Raw genomic sequence first — 12,779 nt, 5'->3', positions numbered from 1 at the left:
TCAGCGTACTCTGTCCCGGTTTGCACTTTCTCACGGAACCGAAAAAATCATGTCCACACTACGATTACTCATTTCTGACTCACACGATCCCTGGTTCAACCTCGCAGTAGAAGAGTGTATTTTCCGCCAGATGCCGACAACGCAGCGCGTGCTGTTTCTCTGGCAGAACGCCGAAACCGTGGTTATCGGTCGCGCCCAGAATCCGTGGAAAGAGTGCAACACGCGACGCATGGCGGAAGACGGCATCAAGCTGGCACGACGCAGCAGCGGCGGCGGCGCGGTGTTTCACGACTTGGGCAACTGCTGCTTCACCTTTATGGCCGGTAAACCGGAATACGATAAGTCAGTCTCCACGGCGATTATCCTGCGCGCCCTGGAACAGCTCGGCATTCCGGCTGCAGCCTCCGGTCGCAACGATATCGTGGTGAATGTGGATGGCGAAGTGCGCAAGATTTCCGGATCTGCTTACCGTGAAACGCCGGATCGCGGTTTTCATCACGGCACCTTTTTGATGAATGCTGATTTGTCGCGTCTCGCAGATTACCTCAATCCAGACATTAAAAAGTTACAGGCGAAAGGCATTACCTCGGTGCGATCGCGCGTGGCCAACATTGCCGATTTGGTGCCAGGTATCAGCTTTGAGGCGATCTGCCGTGAGGTGATTGCCGCCTATTTCGCTTACTACCAGGAAGAGTGCGAACCGGAGCATATTTCCCCCGCCGCACTGCCTGATTTGCCTGGTTTTGAAGAGCAGTTTGCGCGGCTAAGCAGCTGGGAATGGAATTTTGGTAACGCACCGGATTTCTCGCATCTGCTGAATGAGCGTTTTGTCTGGGGCGGCGTTGAGATCCACTTTGATGTCGAACGCGGCGTGATTTCTCGCTGCCAGATTTTCACCGACAGCCTGAACCCTTCGCCATTAGAAGCGCTGGCGTTACGTCTGCAGGGCGCGATGTATCGACCTGAAACCATACTGGCGCAATTAGCGCAGTTGAAAGCAGAATATCCTCAGCAGATGAATGAGCTGAGCGAGCTGGAAAACTGGCTGGTGGCGAGTGTGAGCTAAGCGTAAATTGGTCGCCATAAATGGCGACCAAACATTACTTATTCTCGGGCTGTGCGACTAAATCCGGTTCTTTGCCTACCAACATCAATGTCAGACTAAACGACATAATAAGCGCAATGGCGACGCCGGAAATGGCCCAGATAAAGTATGGGCCAATATAGGCCGGCAAACTGAATATACTGGAAAGAATATAGCCGTATAAACGCACGCCAAAGAAACCGATAAAGGCCGAAGCCAGCGCACTGGAAACCGTTGCCGCAATAAAGGCTTTTTTGTAGCGCGTTAACACGCCAAACAACGCCGGTTCTGTAATGCCTAATAACGCTGAAATGGCGGCTGAAAGTGTGACCACTTTGTCCTGACGATTTTTAGTCAATTTCCAGATAGCAAACGTCGCTCCGGCAATCGACATATTTGCCATAAACATCATCGGCATCAACATGTCATAACCGCGATCGCTGAAATTCTGCAGCGCAATCGGTGTCATCGCGTGATGCATGCCGGTTAGCACCGCAACGGGGCGAATGGCACCGACAATTAAGCCAGCAAAGCTTGCTGAAATACTGAATAAGCCCTCAATAAACAGCGCCAAACCTTTGCCAAGCCAAATACCCATCGGGCCAATTACCACCAGCGCGGTTAATGCCGCCAGGAACAGCGTTAAGGTTGGGGTAAATACGGTTTTCAATACTTCCGGCATAATGCGATCCACCCCGCGATGGATATAGCTGAGAGCCAGAACAGAGAAGATGACCGGGATAACGCTGGAAGCATAATTAAATACCGAAACCGGCAGCACGCCCATCAGCCAAAATGCGCTTACTGCCCCCTCCTGATGCGCCGCCAGCGATTTTGCCGCATCAATTAAAGAGGGATACATTAAACATGCCGCCACGGCTGCAGCTAAATACTCATTAGTTTTAAATATTTTGGCGGCGGAGACCGCTAAAAAGAACGGCAGGAAATAGAACACGCCGCTGGCGATTAAATCAATCACCATCACCGTATCGCTTTTGGCCGAGACAAGCTGTAACGCCACTAATCCAGCCAGCAAGCCTTTGATCATTCCGGCGCCAGCAATGGCGGGAACAATCGGGCCAAATACGCCCGAAACGGTATCCATAAACAGCGATATCAGGCTTTTGCGCGCTTTCTCGTTTTGCGCGGGCTGAACGCCATCGTTATTTAACGCCGGAACGATTTGCTCATACCAGCTATTGACCTTGGGCCCGATAATAATCTGGAATTGTTCACTCTGCATTTGCGCGCCCAATACGCCGGGCAAGGTTTTAATTTCGCTCTGGTTAACTTTATTGTCATCAATAAGGTCAAAGCGCAGACGCGTCATGCAATGCCAGACTTTATTGATATTATTCTTCCCACCCACTAAGTGGATTATATTTTTTATTACTTCCTGCGTTCCCATACGTGCTCCTGAGGGAAGAAAAACAGCCTGATGAAATCTGCACTGGATGGTAATAAATAACGCTCGACAAAACAAACCAATAAATCATGACTGCTATCACAAAACCCGCTGCAACAGGGCTATTAAGTTTTAAAATAGCAAATTGGTCTGTTTTTATCGCGATAAATACTCTTTTTTACTGACCAATATTTATTGGCTGAAAAAGGGTTTGCGTCTCAATAAAAACCCGGTAATGATACGCCAAAATAGCTTATCAACAGGCCTTGAAATTGAGCGCAGTGACTGCGCCACAGGAGTATTTCACGTGACCCCAACCCTTATTGAAAGTATTGAGTGTTTTATTACCCGCCCCGATCGCCATAACCTTATTACCGTACGTGTTACCACCAATAAAGGGATTACCGGTCACGGCTGCGCCACCTTTCAACAGCGCCCTTTGGCGGTAAAAACCATGGTGGATGAGTATCTGGTGCCGCTATTAGTTGGACGCGATGCCAACAATATTGAAGACCTGTGGCAGATGATGAACGTTAATGCCTATTGGCGTAACGGTCCGGTGACCAACAATACCATTTCGGGCGTGGATATGGCGCTGTGGGATATTAAATCGCAGTTAGCCGATATGCCTTTATATCAGCTGTGGGGCGGCAAAGCGCGCGATGCGATTGCAGCTTACACCCATGCCAGCGGTGAAACGCTGGATGAACTTTATACCTCCGTTGATAACGCCTTAGAGAAAGGCTATCGCCATATCCGCTGTCAGCTGGGCTTTTACGGCGGAACGCCGAAAGAACTCCACGCACCGGAAAATAGCACCTCCGGCGCTTACTACTCGCAGCAAGAGTACATGACGAATACGGTCGAGATGTTCCGCGCGTTGCGGGAGAAATACGGTCACTGTTTTGAAATACTGCATGACGTGCATGAGCGCTTATTCCCGCAGCAGGCCATTCAGCTGGTAAAACAGCTTGAGCCGTATATGCCCTACTTCCTTGAGGATGTGCTCCCACCCGCGCAAACTGGCTGGCTAGCGCAGTTGCGTCAGCAAAGCGCGGTGCCGTTAGCGTTAGGCGAATTATTTAATAATCCCGCAGAATGGCACGAATTAATTGTCAATCGTCGCATCGACTTTATTCGTTGTCACGTCTCGCAGATTGGTGGTATTACGCCGGCATTGAAACTGGCTGCACTGTGTCAGGCATTTGGTGTGCGACTGGCATGGCACGGACCGGGCGATATGACGCCGATTGGCGTGGCGGTTAATACACATCTGAATATTCACCTGCACAATGCTGCGATTCAGGAATTTATTCCACGCTCAACGCTGACGGATGCCATTTTCCCTGGCGCGCCGGAAATTAAAAATGGCTATCTCTATCCGCCGCAAGCATCAGGTATTGGCGTCGGCTTTGATCAGGCGTTAGCGGAAAAATATCCGGTAGTTTATCGTCCGCATGAATGGACGCAGAGTCGCCTGCCAGACGGCACCATGCACACGCCATAAGTTAGCGCTGTTGCTGGCGGAAACGCAGATTATCCGGGTTATGCGGAATCAGATAGGTGCAGGTGTAATGAATATCAACGATGTCGCTGATTTCATACACCTGCCCGCCCTGCAAAATACCACGATTAATAATGTGCATCGCCGGACTGCCTTTTTTACAACCCAGTAGCGTCGCCTGTTCGCGGTTAACGCTAATCGCGCGATAGCTGGTGAGTAAATGTGAGATTTGGTAGCCTTTGGACAACACATATTGCTGTATCGAGCGCTCAATAACCTCACCGTTGAGATCGGTAAATAAGGTTGCGGGCATACGCGATATTTCAATTTGTACTGCCACATTATCGACATAGCGCAGGCGGGAAAACTCCCAGATAAAGGCGTTGTCGTTAATGGCGAATATCTGTTGCTCATCACTATCGGGGCGTCTTTTACGCAGGTTGAGTGAGCGGTAATGCATCTGATCAAAGCGCTTTTCGGTGATCGAATTATAAACCAGCGGGTTATTACGTACCGTTTCATTAATCCAGATACCTGATCCCTGCACGATACGTACCGCGCCGATACTCACCAGTTTCTCCAGCGCCTGGCGGATAGTGAAACGCGATACGCCATATTCTTCGGCCAGCTGGCGTTCAGGCGGTAATTTGCGTGGCGCGGAGGTATCTTCCTGATAGATCTTGCTCAGCAAATCCTGGGTAACGAACTCTTTCTTTTTCATTGAATTACCCTCCTCCGGTGTTTTATCCGCAGATGATAACACGATGTTATGAGGAGGTTGGGTTAGGTGCCCATGAATGGGGCTTTACAGGCTTTTCTGCACCAGAAACGCAATCAGCGTTGCATCCCGCTCGCCCATCAACGCTGGCAAAGCTTTGTGATCGCTCACGGAATCGCCTTTGTGCAACCGTTCATTATCCATACGCACAATGCCGTCCAGCACGCTGACCCAGCTTGAAAAGCCTGCACGCTGTGGCACATCCACCTGTTTGCCGCGCTCCAGTTTCAGGTCATAAATGTATACCGCCTGATTCAGCGCCAGCGGCGCCTCGCTGCCGTGCGGCCCTGCCAGTAACGTCCATGCGTTTACTGCCGCACCGTCCGCACGGGTAAAGGTATTGACCTGCGGCTCACCGCCGGTTTGCGCTGGAATGATGGTGGCCTGCAACATGTCGGTTTCGATAAAAGGCGCAGACTCGGCAAAGCGCATGCCGCTACCGGCACTCAGCAGCAGCGCGCGTTTGGCGTTAAGGGAGTGCGTTTCACCCTGCTCGGTGCTGTGCAGCAGCGAACCGCGCCAAACGTAGCTGAAAATCTCGCTATCCTGATGAGAATGCAGCGGGATAGTGGCATCCAGTTGCAGCGTCATTTGGTCGACAATCGCCAGCGGTCCAAACGCTTCACCGGGACGCTGACGGCGAATGGTAAAAGGACCATATTCAAACAGCTGATCGCGTTGGGCGCGCAGGATGTTCATGATGTTATTCCTTGATGATTTTTTCTGTCCACCATCATAGAGGTCTGAAAAATCATGAACAGCAGGCAAAACTGCTCGCTTAAATCAAAAAAACTGAACAACGCTAAAGCGCCGAAATAATCAGGTCGGGTTAATGTTTTTATTCATCGCCAGTACAGCTTTAATTGCGTAAAATAGCCGCTTTATTCTGCGAGTGTAATAATCATGAACCGAAGCGAACAGATCCTGGCCGCCGCCGAGCAATGCATGCGGCTGAAAGGCTTTCACCAGACATCGATTCAGAATATTGCCAGCCAGGCCGACGTCAGCATTGGTTTAATTTATAAATACTATAAAAACAAAGAGGCGATCATTGAGGCATTAGTCACCAATGTAGTGCAGCGGATGATCACGCTACTCAATGCCGACTTTGAACGTATCGCGCATATGAAAGGACATTATCACGAAGCGGAAGATATTGTGCCGGCGGCAGTGGAAAACAGTATTATTCTGCTGATGGAAGTGTCATCTGAAGCCACGCGTAATAATCGCATCCGACAAATTATGCTCGATGCCTGGCATGAGCTTAAAAATAATTTTATTGCTCAGGAGCAGGCGCTGCACCCCGAGCAGGATGCCAATTCCATTCACACCCGCTTATATGTGATGTCGCTGATTATTGACGGCATTATTATTCGCCGCTGCATGAAGCAGCGCGATATGGCGCCGGGCTTTATGCCGTTTTTCAATGCGGTGGTGAATGATGTCTATCCGCACGGTGCGATGTAAATTCAGCCGAACAGATGCTGGCTGAGAACGCCGTTCACCCGCTGCATTTCACGTTGGTTCAGGTCGCTATCGCCGAAGGCGCGACAGGCGACGCCATCGACCAGCAACAATAAAAATTGAATGCGATTGGCGCGCTGTGTTGGATCGATATCAGGTTGTTGCGCGCGAAAAATAGCCGCTAACTCAGCAAGTAATAATTGCTCCTGCTGGGCCAGAATGGTACGCACCGATTCATTACGCGACGCCTCAGAATACATTTCCAGTAATAATTTCCGGTCCTGACTCGGCCAATGCTGCCAGAATGGCGAATCAGCGTTGATAATATCCTGAGTCGATTGTTGTGCGGGTAAATATTGTATTAAAAACAGGCGCCAGTTCTGCGCGATGCTTTTTATGGTTTCCATTACAATAAGCTCTTTACTGCTAAAGTAACGATATATTTGCCCTGCCCCTAACGCTGATTCGCGGCTAATATCCGCCATGCTGGCGCCATGAAATCCGGAGCGACTAAAACAGACTTTCGCCGCAGAAATCACCTGCTGCTGACGCTGTAAGAGAAAATCGTCATGTTCAGAGTGACTCACATTGGCTCCGAAAAAGAATTTATCGTTTTAATCCCGTCATCATACGTGATGCGTTTCCGGTGAGAAACCCAGACAATGTTTCCAATTCTTGCTTCCCCGCACGCAGGCCATGTAGCGACGCAATTTGTTGCGCGATAAATCGCGCCGCTACGAAAAGTGCAATTATTGCGCGCTCATTATTTCAGATTCTTTCAACGCCGTGCCGCCACCCATCACTTTATAGAAGGTGATCAAATTCAGGTAATAGGCTTGCTGCGTACTCACCAGATTGGTTCGGGCACTGTACAGCGTGCGCTGCGCGGTTAACGCATTGAGGTAGCTATCAACGCCGTTGCGGTAGCGCAGATCCGCCAGATGATAATAGGTTTGCGATGCCGCTACATTACGCTGCTGACTGCTGAGCTGATCGTTGATGGTGCCACGACGCGCCAGCGCATCCGCCACTTCCTGGAAGGCGGTTTGCACCGCTTTCTCATACGCCGCTACGTAATACTCTTTCTGTGCTTTGGTGTATTTCAGGTAAGAGACGTTGTAGCCGCCCTGGAAAATCGGCAGCGAAATGCTCGGTGCAAACGACCAAATGCCCGCCCCGTTTTTAAACAGCGTCGACAGATCGCTGCTGCCGACGCCGCCGCTGCCCGTCAGCGTGATGCTCGGGAAGAAGTTGGCACGCGCCGCGCCGATACTGGCGTTGGCAGACTTGAGATTATGCTCGGCTTGCAACACATCAGGACGATTCAGCAAGGCCTCCGATGAGACGCCCGCAGGGACCTCGCGCAGTGCGTTACCGATCGATTCAATGCTGTCAGGCAGCAGATTATCCGGCACGCTGCGGCCCACCACCAAATCCAGCGCGTTTTTATCCTGCGCCACCAGCGTGCTGTAGCTGGCGACATCGGCCTGCGCGGACTGATAGGTGGTTTCCGCAGACGAGACATCCACCATTGAGGCGATACCATTTTCCATCTGCTTGCGCGTCACCTGCCACGATTGTCGCGCGCTCTCAGCGGTCTCCTTGGCAATCGCCAGATTGCTGCGATCGGCGGCGAGCTGCAGCCAGTAATCCACGGTGTTGTACAACACCGTCAGGCGCGTGCTGCGTGCGCCCTGCAGCGTGCCGAGATAGGTTTCATACTGCTCGCGCGTCAGGCTCTGGTTTTTGCCAAACAGATCGAGTTCAAACGAACTGACGCTGCCTTCTGCCGAATAACTGTTGCTGATGGCGGTTTGATTGCCTTCGCCTGTTAACGCGCGCGAACGCGTGCCGCTCACGCCGGCGCTAATAGCCGGGAACAGATTGGCGCGCTCTTCACCGTATTGCGCATGCGCGGATTTAACGCTGGCCACCGCTTCACGCAAGTCGCGGCTGCTATCCAGCGCCATCGCCACCACCTGCCGCAGTTTGGCGTCGAGCACATAATCCTGCCAGCTCAGGTCGCGGTAGTTGCTGGCTGGTGTGCCTTGCAATGAACGATAGGCTTCACCGCTCGGCATCTGGCTGCTGACCGCGCCTTGCGGGCGCTCATAGTGCGGATCGAGCGACACACAACCCGACAGCAGCGCGGGAACCAATACCATTAAGAGTTTTGCCGACATGTTATTCCCCCGCCTTGGCCACAGATGCATGATTATCGTCATGCGGTATCGCCGGGAACACGCGACGCACCAGAACAAAGAACAGCGGTACAAAGAAGATCGCCAGCAAGGTAGCGGTCAGCGTGCCGCCAATAATACCAGTACCAATCGCAATACGGCTGTTGGCGCCCGCGCCGGTGGAAATCGCCAGCGGCAATACGCCAGCGGTAAATGCCAGCGAAGTCATAATGATGGGCCGCAGGCGCATCGATGCCGCGTGCGTTGCCGCCTTCACCAGGCTTTCCCCTTTGCGGTAATTGTCTTCGGCGAACTCAACGATCAGAATCGCGTTCTTCGCCGACAAGCCAATGATGGTTAACAGCGCCACTTGGAAGTAGACGTCGTTTTCCAGCCCGCGCAGGCTGATCGCCAGCAGCGAGCCGATCACGCCTAGCGGTACTACCATCATCACCGAGAACGGCACCGACCAGCTTTCATACAACGCCGCCAGGCACAGGAACACCACAATCAGCGAGATGCCATACAGCGACATCGCCTGGTTGCCGGAGAGTTTTTCCTGATAGGACAAGCCGCTCCACGCAAAGGTGGTGCCCGCCGGCAACTTCGCCGCCAGTTTTTCCATCGCGCTGATCGCATCCCCGGAACTCTTGCCGGCCGCCGCCGAACCTTCTATTTCGTAGGACGCGAGGCCGTTATAACGAGACAGCACATCCGGGCCGTACGCCCACTCTGAGGAGGCAAACGACGCAAACGGCACCATGGTGGTATTGCTGTTGCTATCGCTGCCGCGCACGTACCAGCGATCGATATCTTCCGGCTTGCTGCGGAACTGCTGATCGCCCTGCATGTAAACCTTCTTCACGCGGCCACGATCGGTGAAGTCGTTGATGTAGCTGCCGCCGATCGCCGCGCTGAGCGTGTCGTTAATGTCGCTGATGGTGAGACCCAGCGACTGCGCTTTTTCATCGTCGATATTAACCTGCAGCTGCGGCAAATCCGGCAAGGTGTTGGCTCGCACCGCGCTGAGCAGCGGATCCTGATTGGCTTCAGCAATCAGCTGATTGCGCATTTGCAGTAGCTGATCGCGCCCGGTGGCACCACGCGCCTGCAGCTCAAAGGTGAATCCGTCTGACTGCCCCAAACCGGACACCGACGGCGGCGACAGCACGAAGATCTGCGCATCACGAATGCTGGCAAGATTGGCCATTGCACGCGCGGCAATGGCATCGGCACTGTTTTCAGCACCTTTACGCTCGCTCCAGTTCTTCAGCGAGATAAAGCCAATCCCGGCGTTCTGGCCGCTGCCGGCAAAACTGAAGCCATTCACCAGCATGCTGACGTTGACGTTGTCTTTTTCTTTGGTGGCGAAGTATTCCTGCACCTGACGACGAACCGCGCTGGTGCGGTTTTCCGTCGCGCCCGGTGCCAGCTGGTATTGCACCATGATATAGCCCTGATCCTCAGTCGGCAGGAAGCCGGTCGGCAAACGCATATACAGCACCGCGCAACCGATCAGCAGCACCGCGTAGAGCAGCAGATAGCGCACCGAACTGTGCAGCACATGACCCACGCCGTTGTGATAACGCGTCTGCACGCGCTCGTAGCTGCGATTAAACCAGCCGAAAAAGCCCTTTTGACCGCCTTCTTCGTTGTGCGGTTTGAGCAGCGTGGCGCACAACGCCGGCGTCAACGTTAACGCCACAATCACCGACAGCACCATCGATGACACAATGGTGATGGAGAACTGACGATAGATAACACCGGTTGAGCCGCTAAAGAAGGTCATCGGCAGAAACACCGCCGACAGCACCAGCGCGATACCAATCAGCGCGCCGGTGATCTCTTTCATCGACTTTTCAGTGGCCTGACGCGGCGGCAAGCCCTCTTCGCGCATCACACGCTCGACGTTCTCCACCACCACGATCGCGTCATCCACTAACAGCCCGATGGCGAGCACCATGCCGAACATAGTTAAGGTGTTGATCGAGTACCCGAACAGTGACAGCACGCCAAAGGTTCCCAGCAGCACCACCGGCACGGCAATCGCCGGAATCAGCGTGGTGCGGATGTTCTGCAGAAACACGAACATCACGATCACCACCAGAATCACCGCCTCGATCAGGGTTTTCACCACCTCTTCAATCGAGATTTTCACGAAGTCGGTGCTGTCGAGCGGATACGCCACTTCATAGCCCGGCGGCATGCTGCTGCGGAACTCGTCGATGGTGGCTTTCACCTGCTCGGCGGTTGACAGCGCATTGGCGCCGGACGCCAGCTGCACCGCGATCCCTGAAGCCGGATGACCGTTCGCCAGCACGTTGGCGCTGTAATCCTCATCACCCATTTCCACGCGTGCCACATCACTCAGATGCACCACCGAGCCGTCGCTTTGGCTTTTCAGCACGATATTGCGGAACTGTTCCGGCGTTTGCAGACGTGAACGCGAACGCACGGTCGCCACCAGCTGCTGCTCTTTGCTGGCCGGTTGCGCGCCCAGCTGACCGGAGGAAACCTGGGTATTCTGGCTCTCCAGCGCGCTGGTCACATCGGACGGCATCAGCGAAAAGGAGGCGAGTTTGGCGGGATCGAGCCAGATGCGCATGGCGTATTCGGCACCAAACACCTGCACGCTACCGACGCCCGGCACGCGCGCCAGCGTATCTTCCATGTTGCTGACCATGTAGTCCGCCACATCGGCCGAGGTGCTTTGGTTGGTTTTATCGTACAGCGCCAGAATCAACAGGAAGTCGCTTTGCGCCTTCTCCACCGTCACGCCTTGCGTGGTAACGGACGTCGGCAAGCGGCTTTCGGCCTGCTGCACTTTGTTCTGCACCTGCACCTGCGCAATATCCGGATCGGTGCCCTGCTGGAAAGTGACGCTGATTTTTACCTGGCCGGTTGAGGCGGTGCTGGTGGAATCGAAATAGAGCAAGCCGTCGAGGCCGGTGAGCTGCTGCTCGATCACCTGCGTGACGCTGCTTTCCAGCGTTTCCGCCGACGCGCCGGTGTAAGTGGCCTGAATACTGATCTGCGGCGGTGCGACGTCGGGATATTGCGCAATCGGCAGGCTTTTAATGCTGAGCACGCCAAACATCATGATGCAGATGGCGATCACCCAAGCGAATACCGGGCGGCGAATAAAGAACTGAGCCAACATAGTTACTGGCCTCCGCTGCGGGCGCTGTTTGGCGTCACTTCAACTGCTTTTACCGTCATCCCGGCCTGCACTTTGGCGGTGCCTTCGACAATCAGCTTGTCGCCGCTGTTTAAACCGCTGGTCACCAGCCAGGTATTGCCGATAACCCGATCGGTCACAACTTCCCGGCTTTGCACTTTGTTCTCGTTATCCACCACCAGCGCCGTGGCGTTGCCCTTGGCATCACGCGTGATGCCCTGTTGCGGCGCCAGAATCGCATCCTTTTTAACGCCGTTAGTGACGCTGGCGCGCACATACATGCCCGGCAACAATTCATGCTGCGGATTAGGGAAAATGGCGCGCAGCGTAACGGTTCCGGTGGCTTCATCAACCGCCACTTCAGTCAGTTCCAGCTTGCCGGGATGATCGTAATTGCTGCCGTCTTCCAGTTTTACCGTTACTGGCACCACATCGCTGCTCTGCTGGAGGGAAGCCTGCTGACGCTTCAGTTTCAGCAGTTGCACGCTGGATTGCGTGAGATCGACATAGATCGGATCGAGCGCGCGAATGGTCGCCAGCGCCGTGGTTTGCGCCGAGGTCACCAGCGCGCCCGGCGTCACTGACGAGATGCCGATGCGGCCAGAAATCGGTGCTTTGATTTGCGTGTAGTTGAGGTTGATGCGGGCGCTTTCGACGGCGGCACGATATTGATCAACCGACGCCACGTTCTGTTGATATGTTGCCAGCGCATCGTCGGCATCCTGACGCGATACGCCGTTCTCTTTCACCAGCGCGCTATAGCGCGCGGATTTTAACTGGCTACTTTTCACTAACGCCTGCGCATTTTTCAACTGCGCAACGGCCTGGTCGTAGCTGGCCTGATAGCTGGCCGCATCGATTTGATACAGCACCTGACCGGCTTTGACTTCGTCGCCTTCGGTAAACAGGCGCTTCTGGATGATACCGTCCACCTGCGGACGCACTTCCGACACCATGCTGCCCACCACGCGTCCGGTGAGTTGACTATCGAGCGTCACCGACTCAGTTTGCAGCGTTTTCACGCCGACTTCGGTGGTCATGTCGCCCGCTGGCGGGGCGCTATTTTGGTCACAGGCGGCGAGCAATAACACCAGCCCGGCGATGGCCGCGCGCTGAAAATTCTTCATGAATAATCCTGTAGTGAACGTTCATTCTCAATCTTGAGTCTACCAAATCGCGGATGTTG

The 12,779-nt window shown here is 53.7% G+C and carries 10 protein-coding genes; 3 read left to right on the top strand and 7 right to left on the bottom strand.

Annotated features, from left to right (window positions below; translation table 11 throughout):
* The first annotated feature begins 49 nt into the window (after positions 1-49).
* Positions 50-1,066 (top strand): lipoate--protein ligase A, encoded by a 1,017-nt coding sequence (locus AAF463_RS09205; protein WP_350261918.1) that lies wholly within the window; start codon positions 50-52, stop codon positions 1,064-1,066.
* Positions 1,067-1,100: 34 nt separating this feature from the next.
* On the opposite strand, the gene AAF463_RS09200 is transcribed toward AAF463_RS09205, so the two are convergent.
* Positions 1,101-2,492 carry a PTS transporter subunit EIIC gene (locus AAF463_RS09200; protein ID WP_350261917.1) on the bottom strand — a complete coding sequence of 464 codons (1,392 nt, stop codon included), beginning with the start codon at positions 2,490-2,492 and terminating at the stop codon, positions 1,101-1,103.
* A gap of 304 nt (positions 2,493-2,796) precedes the next feature.
* Between AAF463_RS09200 and AAF463_RS09195 the strand changes: the two genes are divergently transcribed.
* Positions 2,797-3,996, top strand: a complete 1,200-nt coding sequence (locus tag AAF463_RS09195) for an enolase C-terminal domain-like protein (RefSeq protein ID WP_350261916.1) — start codon at positions 2,797-2,799, stop codon at positions 3,994-3,996.
* A 1-nt stretch (position 3,997) separates the two neighbouring features.
* Here the strand turns inward: AAF463_RS09195 and AAF463_RS09190 are convergent, their stop codons facing one another.
* Positions 3,998-4,714: a GntR family transcriptional regulator gene (locus AAF463_RS09190; RefSeq protein WP_350261915.1), complete on the bottom strand. Its 717-nt coding sequence runs from the start codon at positions 4,712-4,714 to the stop codon at positions 3,998-4,000.
* An 84-nt stretch (positions 4,715-4,798) separates the two neighbouring features.
* Positions 4,799-5,470: a pirin family protein gene (locus tag AAF463_RS09185; RefSeq protein ID WP_350261914.1), complete on the bottom strand. Its 672-nt coding sequence runs from the start codon at positions 5,468-5,470 to the stop codon at positions 4,799-4,801.
* 204 nt (positions 5,471-5,674) lie between these two features.
* Between AAF463_RS09185 and AAF463_RS09180 the strand changes: the two genes are divergently transcribed.
* Positions 5,675-6,238: a TetR/AcrR family transcriptional regulator gene (locus AAF463_RS09180; RefSeq protein WP_101764441.1), complete on the top strand. Its 564-nt coding sequence runs from the start codon at positions 5,675-5,677 to the stop codon at positions 6,236-6,238.
* Positions 6,239-6,240: 2 nt separating this feature from the next.
* Here the strand turns inward: AAF463_RS09180 and AAF463_RS09175 are convergent, their stop codons facing one another.
* The 4 genes from AAF463_RS09175 to AAF463_RS09160 all read right to left on the bottom strand — a co-directional run bounded on the left by AAF463_RS09175 (position 6,241) and on the right by AAF463_RS09160 (position 12,720).
* Positions 6,241-6,822, bottom strand: a complete 582-nt coding sequence (locus AAF463_RS09175) for a TetR/AcrR family transcriptional regulator (RefSeq protein ID WP_101764619.1) — start codon at positions 6,820-6,822, stop codon at positions 6,241-6,243.
* A 162-nt stretch (positions 6,823-6,984) separates the two neighbouring features.
* Positions 6,985-8,418: an efflux transporter outer membrane subunit gene (locus tag AAF463_RS09170; protein ID WP_350261913.1), complete on the bottom strand. Its 1,434-nt coding sequence runs from the start codon at positions 8,416-8,418 to the stop codon at positions 6,985-6,987.
* A gap of 1 nt (position 8,419) precedes the next feature.
* Positions 8,420-11,575, bottom strand: coding sequence for an efflux RND transporter permease subunit (locus AAF463_RS09165; protein ID WP_350261912.1), 3,156 nt, complete (start codon positions 11,573-11,575; stop codon positions 8,420-8,422).
* Between the two features lie 2 nt (positions 11,576-11,577).
* Entirely contained in the window at positions 11,578-12,720 is a 1,143-nt protein-coding gene (locus AAF463_RS09160; protein ID WP_350261911.1) for an efflux RND transporter periplasmic adaptor subunit, read from the bottom strand.
* Positions 12,721-12,779: the final 59 nt, after the last annotated feature.

It is taken from the genome of Pantoea sp. BJ2, assembly GCF_040255075.1.
Taxonomy (GTDB): domain Bacteria; phylum Pseudomonadota; class Gammaproteobacteria; order Enterobacterales; family Enterobacteriaceae; genus Pantoea; species Pantoea leporis.
This window is presented reverse-complemented; position numbering and strand designations above follow the sequence as displayed.

Coding starts and splice junctions, on each gene's coding strand:
- AAF463_RS09185 (WP_350261914.1), bottom strand. CDS start 5,470: ATGAACATCCTGCGCGCCCAACGCGATCAGCTGTTTGAATATGGTCCT.
- AAF463_RS09165 (WP_350261912.1), bottom strand. CDS start 11,575: ATGTTGGCTCAGTTCTTTATTCGCCGCCCGGTATTCGCTTGGGTGATC.
- AAF463_RS09200 (WP_350261917.1), bottom strand. CDS start 2,492: ATGGGAACGCAGGAAGTAATAAAAAATATAATCCACTTAGTGGGTGGG.
- AAF463_RS09170 (WP_350261913.1), bottom strand. CDS start 8,418: ATGTCGGCAAAACTCTTAATGGTATTGGTTCCCGCGCTGCTGTCGGGT.
- AAF463_RS09190 (WP_350261915.1), bottom strand. CDS start 4,714: ATGAAAAAGAAAGAGTTCGTTACCCAGGATTTGCTGAGCAAGATCTAT.
- AAF463_RS09180 (WP_101764441.1), top strand. CDS start 5,675: ATGAACCGAAGCGAACAGATCCTGGCCGCCGCCGAGCAATGCATGCGG.
- AAF463_RS09205 (WP_350261918.1), top strand. CDS start 50: ATGTCCACACTACGATTACTCATTTCTGACTCACACGATCCCTGGTTC.
- AAF463_RS09160 (WP_350261911.1), bottom strand. CDS start 12,720: ATGAAGAATTTTCAGCGCGCGGCCATCGCCGGGCTGGTGTTATTGCTC.